The sequence below is a fragment of the Pantoea sp. WMus005 genome, from assembly GCF_013415305.1.
In the GTDB taxonomy this organism is placed as follows: Bacteria; Pseudomonadota; Gammaproteobacteria; order Enterobacterales; family Enterobacteriaceae; genus Pantoea; species Pantoea rara.
In genome coordinates, this window is the sequence record NZ_JACBXU010000001.1 from 2,109,862 (window position 1) to 2,131,498 (window position 21,637).

The following is a 21,637-nucleotide window of genomic DNA, read 5'->3' on the forward strand; positions in this document are numbered from 1 at the left end:
TGTCGCCACCTAGAAAACATATTCCATTTCCAGCCACCACGTGCGACCGGGTTCAGTGATCTGCTGATGAGTGGAATAACCGAATTCGCTGACACCAGCCATATTAAGGTGTTCGCTGTAAGCTTTGTTCAGCAGGTTATCAATACCCGCACTCATCTTTAGCTGCTGACTGAACGTATAATCTGCACTCCAGGCCAGGGTACCAAACCCTGCGCTGCTGCTCAGGTCCTGCCCGGTTACGTTTCCTTTTTGGTTAGCGGTGCGATGCTGAGGAGCGACGGCTCGCCACATCACGCCTGTGCTCCAGTCTTCCTGATAGTAATTAAGCATGACGCGCCCTTCCAGTGGCGGCATCTGCGGCAGCGGCTGGCTGTCGGAGCGATTTTCTCCCCAGGCGTAATTAAGGCTACTTTCCAGCAACCAGTTCGGTGCAATCTTCCAGCGCGCTCCGGTTTCCCCTCCCATAATGACAGCGTTGGTGTTGCTTGCCTGCGACGGCGTCTGGCTGTAATCGAACAGGATATAGTCGGAAATCCGTCCCACATAAGCGGAGAGCCACGCGCTGACGTTCTCGCCATTAAAGCTCAGACCATTATCCCACTGGAGCGTTTTTTCGCTTTTCAGTGTTTTGAAACTGGCCTGTCCGGCTTTGCCGGAAAAAAATTCCCAGTAGTCCGGGAAACGCTCGGTATAACCTACGCCACTGTAGAGTGTAAGCGGGGCATCCGGCAGCGTATGCTCAACGCGCATAAAGGCACCGGGCAGTACGTCACTGCGTGATGCGAAATCTGGTGAGCGCTTGTCGTCAACCCTGACATGATCCAGACGTGCGCCGGTGATGAACTTATTGTCGCTGTTTAATTCAGTCTTGAGCTCACTGAAAATGCCTGCCTGAATGAACTGCGCGTCATCGCGCCAGCCTGCCGCATTCTTTCTACGGTGAGTCTTACGCATCATGTCGGTGCCGGTCGTCAGCTGATTAGCGTCAGACTCCCAGACAGTACTCAGCCGGGTTCCCATCGTAACCCCACCGACTTCACTTTTGCGTTTTGGCCCAGCGGTCTGGCGCAGACTGTAGTTGTCCATGATGTGGTCGGTGTCGTTGTAGTAACTTTGCCAGCTGACTTTTCTCAGACGATCGCTTAACGCATATTTTTCCAGCTTCAATGCGGCACTTTTGCGCGCAAAACGGCTGCCGTCCATCATGCGTCCCGCATAGCGGGCTTCGCCGTCACTGGCCCCCATGCTCAGTTCCGCCAGCGTATCGTCATCCGGCGTCAGCCCCAGAGTGACGCCGCTGTTCCATTTACGCCACTTGCCTGGCACCCGATTGCTGTCGCCATCCCGGTAATCCTCCGCTTCCGAACGGTTGCCGTCTAAACGGATATAGCCCGAACGATTACCCAACACAGTATTGACGTTTTGATCTGAGCGACCATTCGCCCCCTGAAGAAGGCTAACCGAGCCTTTAATCCCCGGCTCGCTGAACAGTTCGGGCTGACGCTCAAACAGCAGGGTGCCCGCCGAGGCCATCGGCCCGTGGGTAACGCTTTGTGGCCCTTTGACAACCGTCAGCGTGTCGTAACTTTTGGGGGTGATGTAGGCAGTCGGGGTATCCATTCTGGAGCCACACCCCCCCTGCGTACTGGCACCATCGCTCAGGATATTCAGCCGGGAACCGAACATGCCGCGCAATACAGGATCGCCATTGCTGCCCCCGCTACGCAGTATCGAGAAGCCCGGGATTGTTTTCAGTAAATCTGCACCATCACTGGCCGGAACAGGCTGGCGCGGCGTTTGCGTAGAGGTCACCAGATGGCCCGGATTATTTACCGGGGCGGTTACGGTCATTACCTGCTCTGCCGCTGCCGGACATGCTGCAGCACATGAGAGAGCCAATATCAGCGGGCGCAGCGTTACCCTGGTGCACTTATTATGCAAAGGGGTCGTAGACATAATTATATTCCGTTGTAATCAGGATGAAATTAAGTCCACTATTGTTGTTGATAGAGTGAAAAGAATATACGCCAGTCACCTGGGAATACGCTTTTCCTGAAAGAGAAATATCTCTGACTGAGTAAGGAATTTATTATAAATAAGCCGTACGGTTTCTACTATAAGGAGAGACTTAAATACAGAGAGGTCTTACCACGCCAGAGATAAATAGAGTAAGACCCATTATCAGAGTGAATTAACATCGGCAGAGGCATAAAAAAGCAACATAACCTGGTCAGCCGCTGAACAAAAAACCTGAGGGCTGAAGAGTGCGTTTTTTGATTAATCGGAATATATATAGGTTGTTACCGATAGCGAACTCCGCTTTATTCCCTCTTATTTTAATAGATGTCATGTGCAGGTAAAGACCTATTTATTGCGCCTTCACTGCTTACGCGTTTTTAATGTCACGTCACGCCGCAATCGAATAAAACGGCCCGCAGGCCGTTTCACAGAAGGCAGTTCAGGCGAGTGTTCCGGCACCGCGGCAGTTAGGCGAAGCCAGTACGGTATCCTGCAACCCTTCCCACTCTTTCAGGGTGTACGTATGCAGGGCTAAAGCATGAACACTGCCCGCGAGTTCTGCCGCCAGTTCGCCATAAATCAGGCGGTGACGCGCCAGAAAACGCTGGCCCGCAAAGCAGTCGCTGACAATCACCACTTTGAAGTGACTTTCGGATCCGGCAGGCACGTTGTGCCGGTAGCTCTCGTCATGTACTTCCAGATGAGCTGGCTGAAACGCCACACGCAGCTTTTCTTCTATTTGTTCGCGGATCATGGCTATTACTCCTCAATGGCGAGCGCGGTGCCCCATCTCATTCAATCTTAGTCGCTTTTAGTGCGCTTACCTGTCAGCGGACGCTAAATATTGCATTTTATGTCAGCCCGCCTCTGGCGCGCATAATAACGCAGCTGAAACCAACATCAAACCAGCCTGTCAGAGAAGAGGCTTAAAACGGTTTCAGACACAATTTCCCCGGCAACAGGGCTTTTTTCACTGCCGGGCAATGCTATGATGGCCGCAGTTTTTGCAAACCAACCCCCTGACACCAACGAGAAAAAGTATGTTGAAAAAACTGTTATTCCCACTGTTGGCTGCGTTCATTTTAGCCGGCTGTGCAACCAGCACGAATACCCTTACCATCCAGCCTAAAATTCAGTTGCCACAGCAGGATCCAGGCCTGATGGGCGTGACCGTCAGCATCAACGGTGCCGACCAGCGTAAAGATCAGGCGCTGGCAAAAGTAAACCGTGATGGTCAGTTAGTGACCCTGACGCCATCGCGCGATCTGCGTTTCCTGCTGCAGGAAGTGCTGGAGAAGCAGATGACCGCACGTGGCTATATGGTGGGTCCTAATGGCGCGGTTGATCTGCAGATTGTGGTTAACAACCTCTATGCCGACGTGACACAGGGCAATGTGCGCTACAGCATCACCACAAAAGCCGACATTTCTATCATCGCGACAGCGAAAAACGGCAACAAACAGGTTAAAAACTACCGCCAGACTTACAGCGTAGAAGGCGCGTTCAACGCCAATAACCAGAAGATTACCAACGCGGTGAACGCCACCATGAGCGATGTAATCGCGGACATGGCGCAGGACACGAGCGTGAACGACTTCATCAAACAGAACGCCCGTTAATATCCTCTCTTCTCTGCCCTGCCTCGTGCAGGGCTTTTTGTTATCTGCAGGATCCGCATGAACCACTACCTTCGCCTCTTCAGCCAGAAAAACGCCGCCGTCTTACTGCTCCTCGGTTTTGCTTCCGGATTACCGCTGGCACTGACATCGGGCACGTTGCAGGCGTGGATGACAGTGGAAAATGTCGATCTGAAAACTATCGGCTTCTTTTCGCTGGTCGGCCAGGCTTACGTCTTTAAATTTCTCTGGTCGCCGATGATGGACCGCTATACGCCACCTTTTCTGGGACGGCGTCGCGGTTGGTTGCTGCTCAGTCAGCTGGCGCTGGTGGGCGGAATCTTCGCGATGGGATTTCTGCAACCCGGGCGCGATCTGACCCTGATGGCCGCGCTGGCGGTGCTGATTGCCTTCTGCTCTGCCTCGCAGGATATCGTCTTTGATGCCTGGAAAACGGATATCCTGCCGCCTGAAGAGCGTGGCAGCGGTGCGGCAATCACCGTGCTGGGTTATCGACTGGCGATGCTCATTTCCGGCGGGCTGGCGTTGTGGCTGGCTGACCGCTATCTGGGCTGGCAGGCAACCTACTGGCTGATGGCATTGATGATGGTGCCAGGCATTATCGCGACGCTGATGGCAAACGAGCCGGACACGCGTATCTCCACTCCTCATTCGCTGCGTCAGGCGGTGGTCGATCCGCTAAAAGATTTCTTTCAGCGCAACAACGCCTGGCTGCTGATTACCCTGATTATCCTTTACAAGCTGGGCGATGCCTTTGCTGCCTCGCTGACTACTACCTTTCTGATTCGCGGCGTGGGTTTCAATGCAGGCGATGTCGGCCTGGTTAATAAGACGCTGGGCCTGCTGGCAACCATTATCGGGGCGCTCTATGGCGGCGTGCTGATGCAGCGCCTGAGTCTGTTCAGGGCGCTGATGATTTTCGGCGTGCTGCAGGCGGTCTCGAACTTTGGTTACTGGCTGCTGGCAGTGACAGACAAACAGTTGTGGAGCATGGCCAGCGCGGTCTTTGTGGAAAACCTCTGCGGCGGCATGGGCACCGCAGCCTTTGTGGCGCTGTTAATGACACTCTGCAACAAATCATTCTCAGCCACCCAGTTCGCCCTGCTGTCGGCACTGTCAGCCGTTGGCCGGGTCTATGTTGGCCCGGCGGCGGGCTGGCTGGTAGAACTCTGGGGCTGGCCGACCTTTTATGCTTTCACAGTGGTAGCAGGCCTGCCGGGCCTGGTGCTGCTGGCTTTTTGCCGTCAAACGCTTAATCAGGTCGAGCAAAGTGGCAATTTCCTCACACGAAGCTACTATCCTCATGGTTATCGCTGGACTAATCGTCTGTTTGCAACCGGATGCGGCGTGCTGGCTCTGTGGCTTGTTGCGCTGGCACTGAATGCACTGGGGCTGACTGCGCTGGCACCGCTGCTTACCCGCCTGTTTGAGCTGGGCATGGCCCTCTCGCTACTGGCGGTGCTTGCCGGGGTGTTGCTGGACTACCGGGCGCTGAAGAAAACGCCGGTGTTGCCCGCATCAGACGCTTAAGCGAAATCGATAGGTTAACGCGCTGCGACTTATTTTTTAAGCAGTGGATAAGTCGCCGTCATTTATCATCGCGTGTTATTTTTAAAAAATAACAATATGACCTGAGGAGGCGTAGCGGAAATACTAAAAACCGGTGAGCAATTACTTTGTTTAAATTTCATCGCACAAATGATACGGACTTGTTAAATAATTGGGGATTAAAAGTACGGGTTATTCCTTTCCCTGATTTTTTTACGGTTACTTCCATTGATTTTTGTTATATTGGTGGCAACTGCTTGTCTGCGTTAATTTTTTGTCACCTGGCGCAACATCTGTGACACCCTTAGCAAAAGGTGTCAACACGTATCTGACACATCCTTAAGCTGGTTTACACTGCATAAACCTTCCCGTAAAATGCGCGCACACTTAAACGACAATAGAGCCCTTTGTCATTGAGGTCGTTAAATGAGACTCAGTAAATACAATAAAAGTTTGGGGATTTTGTCATTAATTGCAGGCACTTTATTAATGAGTGGCTGTGATAGTGCATTGTTAAATCCCAAAGGACAGATTGCACTGGAGCAACGTTCGCTGATACTGACTGCCTTTGGCCTGATGTTGATCGTCGTGATTCCCGCAGTCCTGATGGCCGTGGTGTTTGCCTGGAAGTACCGGGCGTCCAACACGAATGCGAAGTACAGCCCTAACTGGTCACACTCTAACAAAGTGGAAGCCGTGGTCTGGACCATTCCGATCCTGATCATTCTCTTCCTTAGCGTACTGACCTGGAAATCGACCCACGCACTGGAGCCCAGCAAACCGCTGCAATCTGATGTGAAACCGGTTGAGATCGATGTGGTTGCACTGGACTGGAAATGGTTGTTCATTTACCCGGAGCAGGGTATTGCGACTGTGAACCAGATTGCCTTCCCGGCAAATACTCCGGTGAACTTCAAAATTACGTCTAACTCCGTCATGAACTCTTTCTTCATCCCAACGCTCGGCAGCCAGATCTATGCGATGGCTGGTATGCAGACCAAACTGCATCTGATTGCGAATGAGCCGGGAACTTTCGACGGTATCTCTGCGAACTTCAGTGGTCGTGGTTTCTCTGGCATGAAGTTTAAAGCCATTGCAACTAAAGACGATGCGGAATTCCAGCAGTGGGTGGCTAAAGTTAAAGCAGCCCCTAACACGCTGACTACTATGGATGATTTCGAGAAAGTGGCTGTGCCAAGCGAAAATCACCCGGTGGAATATTTCTCTTCAGCTGATCCGAAACTGTTCATGCAAGTCATCGACAAGTTCAAGATGAGCCACGGGAAAATGGACATGCCACAGCATGAAGGTATGGACATGAGTCACGCCGCTTCCGCGGGAGCCGAGGAATAATACGATGTTCGGAAAATTAACACTTGATGCAGTGCCGTACCATGAGCCGATTATCATGGTTACGGTTGCCGCTATCCTGATAGGTGGAGCGGCGCTGGTCGCTGCGCTCACCTATTTTGGTAAGTGGAAATATCTGTGGTCTGAATGGCTGACGTCAGTCGACCACAAACGCCTGGGTATCATGTATATCATCATGGCGTTCGTCATGCTGATTCGTGGTTTCGCTGATGCCATTATGATGCGTACCCAGCAGGTTATGGCTTCGGCCGGTGAAGCGGGCATTCTGCCACCGCACCACTACGACCAGATCTTTACCGCGCATGGCGTGATTATGATCTTCTTCGTGGCGATGCCTTTCGTGGTTGGCCTGATGAACATCGCGGTTCCGTTGCAGATTGGTGCACGTGACGTTGCGTTCCCGTTCCTGAACAACCTGAGCTTCTGGTTTACTGCGGTCGGTGTGATCCTGGTTAACCTGTCTCTGGGTGTGGGCGAGTTCGCACAGACCGGCTGGCTGGCTTATCCGCCGCTTTCCGGCGCGGAGTACAGTCCCGGGGTCGGGGTCGATTACTGGATCTGGAGCCTTCAGCTCTCAGGTATCGGTACGACCTTAACCGGTATTAACTTCTTCGTGACCATCCTGAAGATGCGCGCACCAGGCATGAGCCTGTTCAAAATGCCGGTCTTTACCTGGACCGCGCTGTGCACCAACGTCCTGATCATCGCTGCGTTCCCGGTTCTGACCGTGACCCTGGCGCTGTTGACCCTTGATCGTTATCTCGGCTTCCATTTCTTCACCAATGAAATGGGCGGGAACATGATGATGTACGTCAACCTGATCTGGGTCTGGGGCCATCCGGAAGTGTATATCCTGGTACTGCCGGTGTTTGGTGTGTTCGCAGAAATTACCGCGACCTTCTCCAAAAAACGTCTGTTTGGTTATACCTCACTGGTGTGGGCGACCATCGCCATTACCGTGCTGTCGTTTATCGTCTGGTTGCACCACTTCTTCACCATGGGTGCAGGTGCCAACGTTAACGCCTTCTTCGGTATCATGACGATGATCATCGCGATTCCGACCGGGGTTAAAATCTTTAACTGGCTGTTCACTATGTATCAGGGTCGCATTCAGATGCACTCTGCCATGCTGTGGACCGTTGGCTTCCTGGTAACCTTCTCTGTAGGGGGTATGACCGGCGTACTGCTGGCCGTTCCGGGCGCTGACTTTATTCTGCACAACAGCCTGTTCCTGATTGCACACTTCCATAACGTTATCATCGGTGGTGTGGTCTTCGGTTGTATGGCGGGCGTGACCTACTGGTTCCCGAAAGCCTTCGGCTTCACCCTGAACGAAACCTGGGGTAAGCGCGCATTCTGGTTCTGGATCATTGGCTTCTTCGTAGCCTTTATGCCGCTGTACGCACTGGGCTTCATGGGTATGACCCGTCGTCTGAGTCAGGATATCGATCCACAGTTCCACCCTCTTCTGGTGGTTGCTGCGGTCGGTGCAGGTCTGATTGCACTGGGTATCCTGTGTCAGCTGACTATGTTCTACGTTTCAGTACGTGATCGCGATCAGAACCGTGATGTGACAGGTGACCCGTGGGGCGGTCGTACGCTGGAGTGGGCAACCTCTTCACCGCCACCGTTCTACAACTTTGCTGTCATCCCACATGTCCATGAGCGTGATGCGTTCTGGGAAATGAAAGAGAAAGGCGAAGCATACAAACAGCCGGCATCGTATGAAGAGATTCATATGCCGAAAAACAGTGGTGCTGCAATCGTCATCTGCGCATTCGCCACCATAATGGGCTTCGCGCTGATCTGGCATATCTGGTGGATGGCGGGTCTTTCATTCCTCGGCATGATCGTTACCTGGATCGTGAAGAGCTTCGACGAAGACGTGGATTACTACGTTCCGGTTGCTGAAGTTCAGAAGATTGAAAACCAGCACTTTGACGAAATCAGCAAAGCAGGTCTGAAATAATGTCAACTGAAACTCTGATTAAACATCACCACGACGCCCATGCGGAGCATGGGCATCACGATGCAGGAGCCAATAAAGTCTTTGGCTTCTGGATCTACCTGATGAGTGACTGCATTATCTTCGCAACCCTGTTTGCGACCTATGCTGTCATGGTCAACAACACTGCCGGTGGCCCGGCAGGTAAAGACATCTTTGAGCTGCCGTTCGTTCTGGTAGAAACCGCCCTGCTGCTGTTGAGTTCAATCACTTACGGCATGGCTGTTATCTCCATGAACAAGGAGCAAAAAGGTGCCGTTATCGGCTGGCTGGCGCTGACCTTCCTGTTCGGTCTGGGCTTCATCGGGATGGAAATCTATGAATTCCATCACCTGATTGCTGAAGGCTTTGGTCCGGATCGCAGTGGCTTCCTGTCTGGCTTCTTTACGCTGGTCGGTACGCACGGTCTGCACGTAACCTCCGGTCTGATCTGGATGCTGGTTCTGATGTTCCAGGTGTCCAAACGTGGCCTGAATGCGACTAACCGCACCCGTATCATGTGTCTGAGCCTGTTCTGGCACTTCCTGGACGTGGTCTGGATTTGCGTCTTCACCGTTGTTTACCTGATGGGAGCCATGTAATGAGTCATTCTGTTAACGAACATGGCGCTTCACACGGTAGCGTGAAGTCCTACATGATCGGCTTCATCCTCTCTATCATCCTGACGGCAATCCCGTTCTGGATGGTAATGGATGGCAGTGCATCTCACGGTACTATTCTCGGTGTTGTTCTGGTCTGTGCGATCATCCAGGTGCTGGTTCACCTGGTGTACTTCCTGCACTTAGACAGCAAATCTGAGGGTGGCTGGAACATGGTAGCCATTGTTTTCTCGGCCATCATCATCCTGATTGTCGTAGTGGGCTCACTGTGGATCATGTGGAACCTCAACTACAACATGATGCCTCACTAAAGAGTCACACGTAATGTTTAAGCAATACCTGCAAGTTACAAAACCAGGAATTATTTTCGGGAATTTAATTTCTGTGATCGGCGGATTCCTGTTGGCTTCCAAAGGCAACACGGATTACGCCCTGTTTCTCTTCACCCTGGTGGGCGTGTCACTGGTGGTTGCATCGGGTTGTGTTTTCAACAACGTGATTGACCGCGACATTGACATCAAGATGGAGAGAACCAGGAATCGGGTGCTGGTAAAAGGCCTTATCTCCGCGAAAGTAAGCCTGGTTTATGCCACTGTGCTGGGTATTGCTGGCTTTGCGTTGCTCTACTTCGGTGCTAATCCGCTGGCCATGTGGCTGGCGGTGATGGGCTTCGTGGTGTACGTAGGCATCTACAGTCTTTACATGAAGCGTAATTCCGTTTACGGAACGCTGATTGGCAGTCTGTCGGGTGCTGCGCCGCCGGTTATCGGCTACTGCGCGGTCTCTAACCAGTTTGATGCTGGCGCGTTAATCCTGCTGGCGATCTTTAGCCTGTGGCAGATGCCGCATTCGTACGCGATTGCTATCTTCCGCTTTAAAGATTATCAGGCAGCGAACATCCCGGTTCTGCCGGTGGTGAAAGGCATTTCCGTGGCTAAGAATCATATTACGCTTTATATCCTGGCGTTTATGATTGCCACGCTGATGCTGACGCTGGGAGGCTACGCAGGCTACAAATATCTGGTGGTGGCCGCTGCGGTCAGCGTCTGGTGGCTGGGCATGGCATTATCGGGTTACAAAACCGCAGATGACCGTGTCTGGGCAAGAAAAGTGTTCGTCTTCTCTATCGTGACCATCACCGCGCTGAGCGTGATGATGTCGGTAGATTCGCTGGCTCCGGCCTCGAAGGACCTGCTGACTTACGTCTGGTAACCGGCACCGATACAGCATGAAAAGGGCGCGATTTTCGCGCCCTTTCTTTTTGTTACCACTGCTTAAAAACTATTGTTTTACCCGCCCTGCCCCGCCACCTAGAATAACTGCAGCACATTAACAGAGGTTGGAATGAACGATAACAAAATGACTCCGGTGGAGCTGCGTGCCACATGGGGCCTCGGTACGGTCTTTTCCCTGCGCATGCTGGGAATGTTTATGGTCCTGCCGGTACTGACCACCTATGGCATGGCATTACAGGGCGCGAGTGAAACCTTAATCGGTCTGGCAATTGGCATTTACGGCCTTGCCCAGGCAATCTTTCAGATTCCTTTTGGTTTGCTCTCCGATCGCATCGGCCGCAAGCCGTTGATCGTGGGCGGACTCTTGCTGTTTGTCCTGGGCAGCATAATCGCTGCCTGCACCGACTCCATCTGGGGCATCATTCTGGGCCGTGCGCTTCAGGGTTCAGGGGCCATTGCGGCTGCTGTGATGGCACTGTTATCCGATTTAACCCGTGAGCAGAACCGTACTAAAGCGATGGCGTTTATCGGTATCAGTTTTGGCGTGACCTTCGCGATTGCGATGGTCGTGGGCCCGATTGTCACTCATGCAATGGGCCTGCATGCGCTGTTCTGGATGATTGCGATTCTGGCATCACTGGGTATCGTGATTACCCTGATGGTAGTGCCGTCTGCTTCCCATCATGTGCTGAACCGTGAGTCGGGCATGGTGAAAGGCAGCTTCCGCAAAGTGCTGGCGAACCCGCGTCTGGTGAAACTTAACATCGGTATTTTCTGCCTGCACGTCCTGCTGATGTCGAGCTTTGTCGCCTTGCCAGGGCAGTTTGAACAGGCTGGATTCCCGGCCCCCGAGCACTGGAAAGTTTATCTCTCCACTATGCTGATCGCCTTTGCGGGCGTGGTGCCGTTCATTATTTATGCCGAAGTGAAGCGCCGCATGAAGCGTGTCTTTGTCGGCTGCGTCGGGATGATTGTCATTGCTGAGATCGTGCTGTGGGGCGCGGAAGGTCATTTCTGGACGCTGGTAGTGGGTGTTCAGCTCTTTTTCTTCGCCTTCAATCTGATGGAAGCCATTCTGCCTTCCCTGATCAGTAAAGAGTCACCCGCTGGCTATAAAGGTACGGCGATGGGGATCTACTCCACCAGCCAGTTCCTGGGCGTGGCCGTTGGCGGCAGCATGGGTGGCTGGGTGTTTGGACATTTCGATGCGCAGACCGTGTTCCTGGTAGGCGCGATGGTGGCAGCAGCCTGGCTGTTTGTCAGCATGACAATGCAGGAGCCACCCTATGTCAGCAGCCTGCGCATCGTGCTGAGTGATGCTGCCCTGGCTGTGCCGAATCTGGAACAGCGCCTGAAAGCGCAGCCGGGGGTTAACGCCGTGTTTATCGTGCCGGAAGAGAAAAGCGCGTATATCAAGATCGACAGTAAAGTTACCAGCCGTCCTGAACTGGAAGCGCTGCTGGGCAGTTGCTGATAAAAGCTGGTTTTGGTGGGTTAGCGGAGAGATCGGGTTGGCTTTGAAAGCGGGTTTAAGAGGGTGAGCAGCATCATTTAGTTTTGCTGTCAGATCGAGCTGGCTCAGGGAACAGAGTCAGATCGGAAAGACGCCATAGCCCCCATCCATGGCCCGTGCGATTAGGCACCTCATCACTGCCAGAACGACATCATCCAGACGACCTCCAGCTCAACAACAAAAAACCCGGCCTTAGCCGGGTTTTTCATCAATGCATTCAGACTGAAATCCTGTCTCCCCCGCTTAATCGCGGAAGTTTTTAAACTGGAATGGCTGCCCCAGGTTGCTGCCACGCACGACCGCCATCGCACCCTGCAAATCATCACGTGCTTTACCGGTCACACGCAGTGCTTCACCCTGAATCTGAGTCTGCACTTTCAGCTTACTGTCTTTGATCAGCTTCACCAGCTTCTTCGCCACGTCGCTTTCAATGCCTTTCTTCAGTTTGGCATCGACCACCCAGCTTTTACCACTGTGCTCAATCTCTTCCGGCACCTCTAAGGCGCCGCCTTCAATCCCGCGCTTCAGCAACTTCTCACGCAAAATATCGACCAGCTGCTTAACCTGGAAATCAGACTCGCTGGTGATCTTGATGGTTTCATTCTTTTCGTTGAGCTCAAACTCGGCGCTCACGTTGCGGAAATCGAAGCGGGTAGACACTTCACGGTTGGCATTCTCCACCGCATTGCGAATTTCCTGCAGATCGACCTCTGAAACGATATCGAAAGATGGCATCTCTTCTTCTCCTGACGCTAAAGTGACATGCATAATACGCGTCTTAAGGTGCTAAATAAAATCAGGCTGCACACAACGCTATAATGAAGGTGTGACAGTTAATAATAGATGGATAGCCCGCCAGCGGGAGGCAGCATGAAAATTACCGTGTTAGGTTGCGGTGCATTGGGTCAGGTCTGGCTGACAGCGCTGGCCCGCCAGGGACATGAGGTACAGGGATGGTTGCGGGTGCCGCAGCCTTACTGTTCAGCCAATGTGGTCGATCCACAGGGCAATATATCCAACCGCACCTTTATCGCCAACGATCCGCTGTTCCTGGCGGAAAGCCAGCTGTTGCTGGTCACGCTTAAAGCCCCGCAGGTCTCACCTGCGGTGAAAAATCTGGAAAGCGTGTTGCCAGAAAACTGCCCGGTGCTGCTGCTGCATAACGGCATGGGGACGCTTGAGGAGTTAAAAGGGCTGACTCAGCCACTGCTGCGTGGCGTCACTACCCATGCAGCGATGCGCGATGGCACCGTCATCAAACACATTGCCAGTGGTATCACCCACATCGGCCCTGGCAATCGCAAAAGCGCCGCTTACAGCGATCTCGCCGACATCCTGCACCCTGCTCTGCCCGACGTTGCCTGGCATGACAACATCCGGGCAGCCTGCTGGCGCAAACTGGCCGTTAACTGTGTCATCAATCCGCTCAGCGTGGAGTATGAGTGCCAGAACGGGGCATTGCGTGCTTATCCGGAGCAAATCGCGCAACTGTGCGAAGAGATCAGCTGGGTCATGGAGCGGGAGGGCCAGAACGTTGCCAGCGATAGCCTGCAGGACATCATCTTCGACGTGATCGAAAGCACCGCAGCCAACACCTCTTCGATGCTGCAGGATGTACGTGCCCAGCGGCTCACCGAAATCGACTATATCAGCGGCTTTCTGCTGCGCCGCGCCCGGACACACGGCATGGTGCTGACGGAGAATACCCGTCTGTATGACATTGTAAAACGCAAGGAGTCCCATTATGACCGCGAACGCATCGGTGCTGGTTTGCCTGGCACATGGCAGTGAAGAAATTGAAGCTGTCACCACCATCGACCTGATGGTACGGGCCGGCCTGAAGGTTGTCACCGCCAGCGTCGAAAGCGATGGCAGCCGGGAAATCGTCTGCTCACGCGGAGTGCGTCTGCTGGCTGACGTCACGCTGGTCGACGTCGCCGACAATGATTTCGCCGCCATCGTCCTGCCTGGTGGCCTGAAAGGCGCTGAAACCTTCCGTGACAGTCCGCTGTTAGTCGAAACGGTACGTCAGTTTCACCTCAATGAGAAGATCGTCGCCGCGATATGCGCAGCGGCAGGCACGGTGCTGATCCCCCACGATCTCTTCCCGGTTGGCAACATGACCGGCTTTCCCGGCTTAAAAGAGACCATTCCGGAAAATAAGTGGATGGAGCGGCGCGTCGTATGGGATCCGCGCGTCAATCTGCTGACCAGTCAGGGGCCTGGTACGGCCATGGATTTTGCACTGAAGCTGATTGATCTGCTGGTGGGAAAAGAGATGGCGCGCGAGGTTGCCGCACAGCTGGTGCTGGCTCCCGGCATTTATGACTATCAGGAATAAATACTAAGGTTTAAAACAAGAAAACCAGTCAGACCTGAACAGGTTCTGACTGGCTCTGAGACGTGACTACGGGCGGTAAACTTTAACGTTCTTAAAGCCCTGCTCATGCAGGTAGAGCGCCTGAAGACGGCTCATCACACCGCGATCGCAGTAGAGCAGCCAGGTGCGGTTCTGATCGAGATCGCCAAACTGCGTGCTGAGTTTGTAGAACGGCAGCGATTTTACTTCCGTGGCTTTCAGCGTCAGAGGCTTTTCTTCCTGCTCATCGATAGAGCGGATATCCAGCACTACGTCGTTCTCGCTCAGCAAGGCGACGGTCTCAACTTCCACCACCTCCTCTTCTGTCTGCTCAGCGATGGTACGGATATCAACGTTTGTCGCTTCTTCAATGACCCGATCAAGAATCGTGAAGTCGAAATTCTGCTCTTCCGCCTCAATCTTCTCTTTCACTGCCCTTACGGTCGGGCTTTTTGAGATCACACCGCAATATTCCGGCATGGTGCTGGCAAAATCTTCGGTGCCGATCTCACGGGCAATTCTGATGATGTGCTCTTTGTCATGGGAGATCAGCGGGCGCAGAATCAGCGTATCGGACGCGTTATCGATCAGACGCAGGTTGGTCAGCGTCTGGCTCGACACCTGGCCTACCGCTTCACCGGTGACCAGCGCCTGTACGCCGTAGCGCTCAGCAATCGTCGAGGCAGCGCGCACCATCATGCGCTTCAGCACTACGCCCATCTGGCCGTCATCCACTTTCTCGAGGATCTCACCGACGACCGGCTCAAAATTGATCGCCACGAAGCGTACGCGGTGTGAGCGACCAAAACGATTCCACAGATAGTGCGCAACCTGACGGACGCCAATCTCATGGGCGGCACCACCAAGGTTAAAGAAGCAGTAATGCACCCGGCTACCGCGACGCAGCAGCATATAGCTGGAGACGCCGGAGTCGAAACCACCGGAAATCAGTGACAGCACATCTTCCTGCGTGCCAATCGGGAAGCCACCCAGACCTTCGTAACGCGCGGTCACCAGCGTCAGACGATTCTCTTCAACTTCAAGATTCACCGTCACGTCCGGGTTTTTAAGCTGCACACGGGCGCTTTCAATATGCTGGTTCAGACCGCCACCAACATAGCGCTCTACATCCTGTGAACTGAAGCTATGCTTACCACGACGCTTAACACGCACGCAGAAGCTCTTCCCTTCCAGACTGTCGCGATACTGCGCTAACGTCTGTTCAAAAATGTGATGAATATCGGTGTACTCGCGATCTTCAACCGCTAAAACGTGATGAATACCGGGAATGCGCGCGAGCTCATCAGGAATAATCTCTCCCAGCGCTGCATTTTTTGACCGCACTTCAATGTGATCCCAGTGACGCACAACGGCGATTTCGTCGCTAACGGTTTTCAGGACGTTGCGAATATTGCTGGCAAGAATCTTGATAAAGCGCAAACGCACCGATGGACTCTTGATGGTGATTTCAGGAAATAACTTGATGATAAACTTCATGGCGACACAGCTTCGTTGGGCAAATAAGTGCTAAAACAGGCGGCACTTAGCTGGTAAAATCACAAAATTGCGGGCTGCAAGGCGCAACCGCATCCGAGGCGCGGGAGTATATCACCTTTGTCAGGTGACTGCTTCTTCATCAGCCGCCGCATTGATTATTTTGCTAATCATAGGGTCTCAGCTACCATGACCCATTGCGAGATAATGTCCCAACCGTGAGTCGACACGAAATATGCCGAAAAAAGCCGAACAGCCAGCCAGCTTTGAAACGTCATTGCAGCAGCTGGAGCAGATTGTCAGCCGTCTGGAAAGTGGTGAACTGCCGCTGGAAGAAGCCCTGAACGAATTTGAGCGCGGCGTGCAGCTGGCGCGGAATGGCCAGCAGACACTGCAGCAGGCTGAACAGCGGGTCCGGATTCTGCTGAACGATGATAAAGATGCCGACCTCACTGCTTTCACGCCGGAAAACGACTAATGGATTTCGCCCGATTACTCGACGTTTATCAGCAGCAGGTGAACGCCGCGCTGACGCGTTTTATAGAGCCACTTCCTTTTCAGAGTTCTCCTCTGGTGAATGCCATGCATTATGGGGCATTATTAGGCGGTAAACGCCTGCGTCCTTTTCTGGTCTACGCTACTGGTGAAATGCTCCACGCCGACCCGGCGAGTCTGGATGCGCCCGCCGCCGCGGTTGAATGCATTCATGCGTACTCTCTGATTCATGACGATCTCCCTGCGATGGACGATGACGCATTGCGTCGCGGGCAGCCAACCTGTCACATTAAATATGGCGAAGACACGGCGATTCTGGCGGGCGACGCCCTGCAAACGCTGGCCTTCTCTATTCTGGCAGATGAAGCGATGCCCGGAGTCAGTGCCGAATATCGTCTGATGATGCTTTCAGAACTGGCTAAGGCCAGCGGCGTAGCCGGGATGTGTGGCGGACAGGCGCTGGATTTAGCGGCGGAAGGCAAATCTGTAGATCTGGACCAGCTGGAACAGATCCATCGCCACAAAACCGGCGCGCTGATCCGCTCAGCAGTCCGGTTAGGCGCGTTATCGGCAGGCGATGCGGGCCGTGAAGCGCTGCCGCTGCTTGACCGCTACGCTGAGGCTATCGGTCTCGCGTTTCAGGTGCAGGACGACATTCTTGATGTGGTGGGTGATACGGCGGTGACCGGAAAACGCCAGGGTGCCGATCAGGATCTGGGTAAAAGCACCTATCCTTCATTGTTAGGCCTTGAAAATGCCCGCGCCAAAGCGCGGGATTTGTATCAGGAAGCTCTTGATGCTTTAGAATTGCTCGCAGCGCACTCTTATAACACTACAGCACTGCAGGCGCTGGCGAGCTTCATAATTGAACGCGACAAATAACTTCCATAATGAGTCTCTGATGAGTTTTGATATTGCTAAATACCCGACACTGGCGCTGGCAAACACGGTTCAGGAGCTGCGCGCCCTGCCCAAAGAGAAGTTGCCTGCGCTGTGTGATGAACTGCGTCAGTATCTGTTAGACAGTGTAAGCCGCTCCAGCGGCCATTTTGCGTCGGGTCTGGGCGTAGTCGAACTGACGGTCGCGCTGCATTATGTCTATAACACCCCCTTTGACCATCTGGTCTGGGATGTGGGTCATCAGGCTTATCCGCATAAAATTCTGACCGGTCGCCGCGATCGCATCGGCACCATTCGTCAGAAAAATGGCGTACACCCGTTTCCATGGCGCGGTGAAAGTGAATATGACGTCTTAAGCGTCGGTCACTCATCGACCTCGATCAGTGCCGGTCTCGGCATGGCTGCAGCAGCAGAGCGTGAAGGCCAGGGCCGTCGCACCGCCTGTATTATTGGCGATGGCGCGATCACTGCGGGTATGGCGTTTGAAGCGATGAACCATGCCGGTGATATCAAGCCAGACATGCTGGTCATCCTCAACGACAACGAGATGTCGATCTCCGAAAACGTCGGGGCGCTGAATAACCGCCTGGCGCAGATCCTGTCAGGTAAAACCTACGCGCGACTGCGCGAAGGCAGCAAGCGTGTGCTGACCAGTCTGCCGCCGATTAAAGAGCTGGTAAGACGTACCGAAGAGCATCTGAAAGGCATGGTCGTGCCGGGTACGCTGTTTGAAGAACTGGGCTTTAACTACATCGGCCCGGTCGATGGTCACGATGTGCTGACGCTGGTGAATACGCTGAGCAACATGCGCAGCCTGAAAGGGCCGCAATTCCTGCATATCATGACGAAGAAAGGCAAAGGCTACGCCCCGGCCGAGGAAGATCCGATTGCCTGGCACGCCGTACCCAAATTTGACCCGGCGATTGGCGAACTGCCGAAAAGCGCAGAAGGTCTGCCAAGCTACTCTAAAATCTTTGGTAACTGGCTGTGCGAGATGGCTGCCGACGATCCGAAGCTGATGGCAATTACTCCTGCGATGCGTGAAGGCTCCGGCATGGTCGCCTTCTCACGTGAATTCCCGAATCAATATTTTGATGTGGCGATCGCCGAGCAGCACGCCGTGACCTTCGCAGCCGGTATGGCGATTGGCGGATATAAACCAATTGTTGCCATCTACTCGACGTTCCTGCAGCGCGCCTACGATCAGCTGATCCACGACGTCGCCATCCAGAAACTACCGGTCCTGTTTGCTATCGATCGCGGTGGTATTGTGGGTGCGGATGGTCAGACCCACCAGGGCGCATTCGATCTCGCCTATCTGCGCTGCGTGCCGGATATGCTGATCATGACCCCCAGCGATGAGAATGAGTGTCGGCAGATGCTCTACACCGGCTATCACCATCAGGATGGCCCAAGTGCGGTGCGCTATCCGCGCGGCACCGGTGTTGGCACACCTCTGGCACCCCTGCAGAGCCTGCCGCTGGGTAAAGCGGTTGTGAAACGCCGGGGTGAAAAGCTGGCAATTCTGAACTTTGGTACCCTGCTGCCAGAAGCCGCCGCCACGGCGGAAGCGCTGAATGCGACCCTGGTCGATATGCGCTTTGTGAAGCCGCTGGATGAGGCGCTGATTGCTGAGCTGGCCGCCACGCACGACTCCCTGATTACGCTGGAAGAAGGCGCAATCAAAGGCGGTGCAGGCAGTGGCGTGAATGAATTTATCATGGCGAAGCGCCTGGCGGTTCCTGTGCTTAACATCGGCCTGCCCGATGAGTTCATCCCGCAGGGCACGCAGGATGAAGTGCGTCATGACTACCTGCTGGACGCCGAAGGCATTCAGCAACAAATCGCCCGCTGGCTGGCGCAGTAACCTCCCTTCTCTGCGCTCCCCTCGGGGAGCGCAACATCCTGCTATGCTAAAACCTTTGCACTTTCGCAGGAGCCTCCACCATGAAAATGATTCAACTGGGTACTACCGATCTGCAGGTGTCGCGCCTCTGTCTGGGTTGTATGACCTATGGCGAGCCAGCGCGCGGTAATCACGCCTGGACGTTGCCGGAAGAGAGCAGCCGTCCGCTGATCCAGCAGGCACTGAACGCGGGCATTAACTTCTTTGATACCGCGAACAGCTACTCAGATGGCAGCAGTGAAGAGATCCTGGGCCGGGCGCTGAAAGATTTCGCCCGTCGCGAAGAGATTGTGGTCGCCACTAAAGTCTATTTCCCGCTGACCAATCTGTCACAGGGGTTGTCACGCAAGAATATCCTGCAGTCGATTGATGACAGCCTGCAACGTCTCGGCATGGAGTATGTCGACCTGCTGCAGATTCACCGCTGGGACTATGACACGCCGCTGGAAGAGACGCTGGAAGCGCTGCATGAGGTGGTTCAGTCTGGTAAAGCCCGCTACATCGGTGCCTCTTCGATGCACGCCAGCCAGTTTGCTCAGGCGTTGCAGATGCAGTCGGAGCAGGGCTGGCACCGTTTTGTCAGCATGCAGGATCAGTACAATCTGATTCAGCGCGAAGAGGAGCGTGAAATGCACCCGCTCTGCCTGAAAGAGCAGATTGCCGTGCTGCCCTGGAGTCCGCTGGCGCGCGGTAAGCTGACCCGCCCATGGGGTGAGAACACCGCGCGTTCCGCGTCTGACCAGGTGATGGCAAAGCTCTATGACAAGACCGAAGAGAATGATGCCGTGATTGCAGAGCGGCTGGCGCAGGTGGCGGAGAGTAAAGGTGTGACGCGGGCACAGGTGGCGCTGGCCTGGCTGCTGAGCAAACCTGCTGTTACGGCACCGATTATTGGCGCGTCCCGTGCTGAGCAGTTTGCGGATCTGGTGAAGGCAGTGGATGTCACACTGAGTGACGAAGAGATTACCCTGCTGGAAGAGGTCTATCAGCCGCATCAGGCGGTAGGATTCGAATAAAACCAGACGTGACGCCCTGCCCGGGCGTCACCTTATTCAGGCATCAGCGTCGGCGGTTAACCTGCCAGCCAGACCCCAAAGCCATACAGCATGGCAGCGGAAATCACGCCAGCAATAATATCATCAACCATTATGCCCATGCCGCCATGCACATTGCGGTCGAACCAGCGAATCGGCCACGGCTTCCACATATCCAGAATACGGAACAGCACAAAGCCACCCAATACCCATTGCCAGCTGTTCATCGGAATCGCCATCAGCGTAATCCACATGCCGATAAACTCATCCCAGACAATACTGCCGTGATCGTGTACGCCCATGTCTTTGGCGGTGCGATGACAGAGATAAACGCCGACGCAGATGCCAGCCAGCACGACCAGAGAATAGAGTTCCTGTGGCAGAAAGGTCATCAGCCACCAGAATGGGATGGCCGCCAGCGATCCCATGGTACCCGGCACGATCGGGCTTAATCCGCTGCCGAATCCCGTCGCCAGCAAATGCCAGGGATTGCTCATCCGCAGGCGACTTTTCGCCACGTCGTTATTTAGTATCAAAGTGATCAAACCCTTTATGACGGAATGTGGCGGGCTTGCCATTATCCAGCAGCGTCAAGCCTTCCGACTCCGGTGCCATTTGTCCGATGCAGGTATAAGGCACGCCCAGATGCCCCAGCGCCACATCCAGCGCGCCGCGATTAACCTCGGGTACGGTGAAACAGAGTTCATAATCTTCTCCGCCACTCAGCGCCCAGCGTAATACCTGCTCAGGTTCAAAATGATCACGCAGCGCCGCCGACAGTGGCAACGCATCCAGATTAAGCCGTGCGCCACAGCCGCTGGCTTTCAGCACATGGCCGAGATCGGAAATCAGGCCGTCAGAAATATCCACCGCCGAGGAGGCCAGCGAACGCAGTGCCTGGCCCTGCAGTATGCGCGGCATCGGACGCAGATGACGTTTAATCAGCGCTTCATGCACTGCGGGATCGCTGATGCGACAGTGATGCTGCAGCAGCGCCAGGCCCGCCGCGCTGTCACCCAGCGTGCCGGTCACGAAGATCCAGTCACCCGGCTTCGCACCGGAACGTTTCAGGGCGCGACCCTGCGGTACCAGACCGTGAATCGCCAGCGTCAGACTCAGCGGACCACGAGTGGTGTCGCCGCCCACCAGCTGCATATCGTAATATTCCAGCAGTTCAAACAGGCTTTCACTGAAGGCGGACAGCCAGCTCTCATCGACCTGCGGCAGCGTTAAGGCCAGCGTCAGCCACGCGGGATCGGCGCCCATAGCAGCAAGGTCGCTGAGATTCACAGCCAGGGCTTTGTAACCCAGATCGGCAGGATGGATATCCCGTAAGAAGTGCACACCCGCGACCAGGGTATCGGTGCTGATCGCCAGCGTCTGTTTTTCCGGCACGCTCAGTAACGCACAATCGTCACCGATGCCGAGTTCGACATCACGGCGGCTGCGTGTTCTGCGGTTGAAGTAGCGTGCGATGAGTTCAAATTCACCACAAGACATAATTGCGTTCCGCTTAACCCTT

20 protein-coding genes are annotated in these 21,637 nt (G+C 54.2%); 14 read left to right on the forward strand and 6 right to left on the reverse strand.

Going from position 1 to position 21,637, the window contains the following annotated elements:
- Positions 1-9: 9 nt before the first annotated feature.
- Together HZZ01_RS09710 and bolA are read right to left on the reverse strand one after the other, a co-directional pair.
- Positions 10-1,851 carry a TonB-dependent copper receptor gene (locus HZZ01_RS09710; protein WP_255434157.1) on the reverse strand — a complete coding sequence of 614 codons (1,842 nt, stop codon included), beginning with the start codon at positions 1,849-1,851 and terminating at the stop codon, positions 10-12.
- A 607-nt stretch (positions 1,852-2,458) separates the two neighbouring features.
- Positions 2,459-2,773, reverse strand: coding sequence for a transcriptional regulator BolA (gene bolA, locus HZZ01_RS09715; protein ID WP_008924895.1), 315 nt, complete (start codon positions 2,771-2,773; stop codon positions 2,459-2,461).
- 286 nt (positions 2,774-3,059) lie between these two features.
- Here bolA and HZZ01_RS09720 point away from each other — a divergent pair, with 286 nt between their 5' ends.
- From HZZ01_RS09720 to HZZ01_RS09755, 8 genes are all read left to right on the forward strand, one after another.
- Complete coding sequence (locus tag HZZ01_RS09720) at positions 3,060-3,638, forward strand: lipoprotein (protein WP_179896781.1); 579 nt, start codon at positions 3,060-3,062, stop codon at positions 3,636-3,638.
- A gap of 57 nt (positions 3,639-3,695) precedes the next feature.
- Positions 3,696-5,186, forward strand: coding sequence for a muropeptide MFS transporter AmpG (gene ampG, locus HZZ01_RS09725; protein WP_179896783.1), 1,491 nt, complete (start codon positions 3,696-3,698; stop codon positions 5,184-5,186).
- Between the two features lie 444 nt (positions 5,187-5,630).
- Complete coding sequence (cyoA, locus tag HZZ01_RS09730) at positions 5,631-6,557, forward strand: cytochrome o ubiquinol oxidase subunit II (protein WP_179896785.1); 927 nt, start codon at positions 5,631-5,633, stop codon at positions 6,555-6,557.
- 4 nt (positions 6,558-6,561) lie between these two features.
- Positions 6,562-8,544 carry a cytochrome o ubiquinol oxidase subunit I gene (gene cyoB / locus HZZ01_RS09735; RefSeq protein ID WP_179896787.1) on the forward strand — a complete coding sequence of 661 codons (1,983 nt, stop codon included), beginning with the start codon at positions 6,562-6,564 and terminating at the stop codon, positions 8,542-8,544.
- Positions 8,544-9,161 (forward strand): cytochrome o ubiquinol oxidase subunit III, encoded by a 618-nt coding sequence (locus HZZ01_RS09740; protein WP_013356987.1) that lies wholly within the window; start codon positions 8,544-8,546, stop codon positions 9,159-9,161. Before cyoB ends, HZZ01_RS09740 begins: the two co-directional genes overlap by 1 nt.
- On the forward strand, positions 9,161-9,490 hold the full coding sequence (locus HZZ01_RS09745; protein WP_136196568.1) for a cytochrome o ubiquinol oxidase subunit IV: 330 nt from the start codon (positions 9,161-9,163) through the stop codon (positions 9,488-9,490). The genes HZZ01_RS09740 and HZZ01_RS09745 overlap by 1 nt, the downstream gene beginning before the upstream one ends.
- 13 nt (positions 9,491-9,503) lie before the next feature.
- Positions 9,504-10,391: a heme o synthase gene (cyoE, locus tag HZZ01_RS09750; protein WP_090963256.1), complete on the forward strand. Its 888-nt coding sequence runs from the start codon at positions 9,504-9,506 to the stop codon at positions 10,389-10,391.
- Positions 10,392-10,523: 132 nt separating this feature from the next.
- Positions 10,524-11,888, forward strand: coding sequence for an MFS transporter (locus tag HZZ01_RS09755; RefSeq protein ID WP_179896788.1), 1,365 nt, complete (start codon positions 10,524-10,526; stop codon positions 11,886-11,888).
- Between the two features lie 282 nt (positions 11,889-12,170).
- Here HZZ01_RS09755 and HZZ01_RS09760 read toward each other — a convergent pair whose 3' ends face one another.
- Positions 12,171-12,662, reverse strand: coding sequence for a YajQ family cyclic di-GMP-binding protein (locus HZZ01_RS09760; protein ID WP_179896790.1), 492 nt, complete (start codon positions 12,660-12,662; stop codon positions 12,171-12,173).
- Positions 12,663-12,797: 135 nt separating this feature from the next.
- On the opposite strand from HZZ01_RS09760, the gene panE reads away from it, so the two are divergent.
- Positions 12,798-13,718 carry a 2-dehydropantoate 2-reductase gene (panE, locus tag HZZ01_RS09765; RefSeq protein WP_090963260.1) on the forward strand — a complete coding sequence of 307 codons (921 nt, stop codon included), beginning with the start codon at positions 12,798-12,800 and terminating at the stop codon, positions 13,716-13,718.
- A complete protein-coding gene (gene yajL / locus HZZ01_RS09770) occupies positions 13,672-14,268 on the forward strand; it encodes a protein deglycase YajL (RefSeq protein WP_179896792.1) in 597 nt (198 codons plus the stop codon). The genes panE and yajL overlap by 47 nt, the downstream gene beginning before the upstream one ends.
- Positions 14,269-14,334: 66 nt before the next feature.
- Here yajL and thiI read toward each other — a convergent pair whose 3' ends face one another.
- On the reverse strand, positions 14,335-15,783 hold the full coding sequence (thiI, locus tag HZZ01_RS09775; RefSeq protein WP_179896794.1) for a tRNA uracil 4-sulfurtransferase ThiI: 1,449 nt from the start codon (positions 15,781-15,783) through the stop codon (positions 14,335-14,337).
- A 232-nt stretch (positions 15,784-16,015) separates the two neighbouring features.
- Between thiI and xseB the strand changes: the two genes are divergently transcribed.
- From xseB to HZZ01_RS09795, 4 genes are all read left to right on the forward strand, one after another.
- Positions 16,016-16,258 carry an exodeoxyribonuclease VII small subunit gene (gene xseB / locus HZZ01_RS09780; protein ID WP_013356982.1) on the forward strand — a complete coding sequence of 81 codons (243 nt, stop codon included), beginning with the start codon at positions 16,016-16,018 and terminating at the stop codon, positions 16,256-16,258.
- Positions 16,258-17,157 (forward strand): (2E,6E)-farnesyl diphosphate synthase, encoded by a 900-nt coding sequence (ispA, locus tag HZZ01_RS09785; protein ID WP_179896796.1) that lies wholly within the window; start codon positions 16,258-16,260, stop codon positions 17,155-17,157. Before xseB ends, ispA begins: the two co-directional genes overlap by 1 nt.
- A 19-nt stretch (positions 17,158-17,176) precedes the next feature.
- The gene (dxs, locus tag HZZ01_RS09790) at positions 17,177-19,042 is read left to right on the forward strand and encodes a 1-deoxy-D-xylulose-5-phosphate synthase (protein ID WP_179896797.1); all 1,866 of its coding nucleotides are present in this window, start codon (positions 17,177-17,179) and stop codon (positions 19,040-19,042) included.
- Between the two features lie 80 nt (positions 19,043-19,122).
- Positions 19,123-20,097 carry an aldo/keto reductase gene (locus HZZ01_RS09795; RefSeq protein WP_179896799.1) on the forward strand — a complete coding sequence of 325 codons (975 nt, stop codon included), beginning with the start codon at positions 19,123-19,125 and terminating at the stop codon, positions 20,095-20,097.
- A 56-nt stretch (positions 20,098-20,153) separates the two neighbouring features.
- On the opposite strand, the gene pgpA is transcribed toward HZZ01_RS09795, so the two are convergent.
- Complete coding sequence (pgpA, locus tag HZZ01_RS09800) at positions 20,154-20,693, reverse strand: phosphatidylglycerophosphatase A (protein ID WP_179896801.1); 540 nt, start codon at positions 20,691-20,693, stop codon at positions 20,154-20,156.
- Positions 20,638-21,615 carry a thiamine-phosphate kinase gene (thiL, locus tag HZZ01_RS09805; protein ID WP_179896803.1) on the reverse strand — a complete coding sequence of 326 codons (978 nt, stop codon included), beginning with the start codon at positions 21,613-21,615 and terminating at the stop codon, positions 20,638-20,640. The genes pgpA and thiL overlap by 56 nt, the downstream gene beginning before the upstream one ends.
- Positions 21,616-21,637: the final 22 nt, after the last annotated feature.

What these genes read in the sequence shown, in the direction of transcription:
- HZZ01_RS09710 (WP_255434157.1), bottom strand. Translation starts at nt 1,851, where the DNA reads ATGACCGTAACCGCCCCGGTAAATAATCCGGGCCATCTGGTGACCTCT.
- bolA (WP_008924895.1), bottom strand. Translation starts at nt 2,773, where the DNA reads ATGATCCGCGAACAAATAGAAGAAAAGCTGCGTGTGGCGTTTCAGCCA.
- HZZ01_RS09720 (WP_179896781.1), top strand. Translation starts at nt 3,060, where the DNA reads ATGTTGAAAAAACTGTTATTCCCACTGTTGGCTGCGTTCATTTTAGCC.
- ampG (WP_179896783.1), top strand. Translation starts at nt 3,696, where the DNA reads ATGAACCACTACCTTCGCCTCTTCAGCCAGAAAAACGCCGCCGTCTTA.
- cyoA (WP_179896785.1), top strand. Translation starts at nt 5,631, where the DNA reads ATGAGACTCAGTAAATACAATAAAAGTTTGGGGATTTTGTCATTAATT.
- cyoB (WP_179896787.1), top strand. Translation starts at nt 6,562, where the DNA reads ATGTTCGGAAAATTAACACTTGATGCAGTGCCGTACCATGAGCCGATT.
- HZZ01_RS09740 (WP_013356987.1), top strand. Translation starts at nt 8,544, where the DNA reads ATGTCAACTGAAACTCTGATTAAACATCACCACGACGCCCATGCGGAG.
- HZZ01_RS09745 (WP_136196568.1), top strand. Translation starts at nt 9,161, where the DNA reads ATGAGTCATTCTGTTAACGAACATGGCGCTTCACACGGTAGCGTGAAG.
- cyoE (WP_090963256.1), top strand. Translation starts at nt 9,504, where the DNA reads ATGTTTAAGCAATACCTGCAAGTTACAAAACCAGGAATTATTTTCGGG.
- HZZ01_RS09755 (WP_179896788.1), top strand. Translation starts at nt 10,524, where the DNA reads ATGAACGATAACAAAATGACTCCGGTGGAGCTGCGTGCCACATGGGGC.
- HZZ01_RS09760 (WP_179896790.1), bottom strand. Translation starts at nt 12,662, where the DNA reads ATGCCATCTTTCGATATCGTTTCAGAGGTCGATCTGCAGGAAATTCGC.
- panE (WP_090963260.1), top strand. Translation starts at nt 12,798, where the DNA reads ATGAAAATTACCGTGTTAGGTTGCGGTGCATTGGGTCAGGTCTGGCTG.
- yajL (WP_179896792.1), top strand. Translation starts at nt 13,672, where the DNA reads ATGACCGCGAACGCATCGGTGCTGGTTTGCCTGGCACATGGCAGTGAA.
- thiI (WP_179896794.1), bottom strand. Translation starts at nt 15,783, where the DNA reads ATGAAGTTTATCATCAAGTTATTTCCTGAAATCACCATCAAGAGTCCA.
- xseB (WP_013356982.1), top strand. Translation starts at nt 16,016, where the DNA reads ATGCCGAAAAAAGCCGAACAGCCAGCCAGCTTTGAAACGTCATTGCAG.
- ispA (WP_179896796.1), top strand. Translation starts at nt 16,258, where the DNA reads ATGGATTTCGCCCGATTACTCGACGTTTATCAGCAGCAGGTGAACGCC.
- dxs (WP_179896797.1), top strand. Translation starts at nt 17,177, where the DNA reads ATGAGTTTTGATATTGCTAAATACCCGACACTGGCGCTGGCAAACACG.
- HZZ01_RS09795 (WP_179896799.1), top strand. Translation starts at nt 19,123, where the DNA reads ATGAAAATGATTCAACTGGGTACTACCGATCTGCAGGTGTCGCGCCTC.
- pgpA (WP_179896801.1), bottom strand. Translation starts at nt 20,693, where the DNA reads ATGGCAAGCCCGCCACATTCCGTCATAAAGGGTTTGATCACTTTGATA.
- thiL (WP_179896803.1), bottom strand. Translation starts at nt 21,615, where the DNA reads ATGTCTTGTGGTGAATTTGAACTCATCGCACGCTACTTCAACCGCAGA.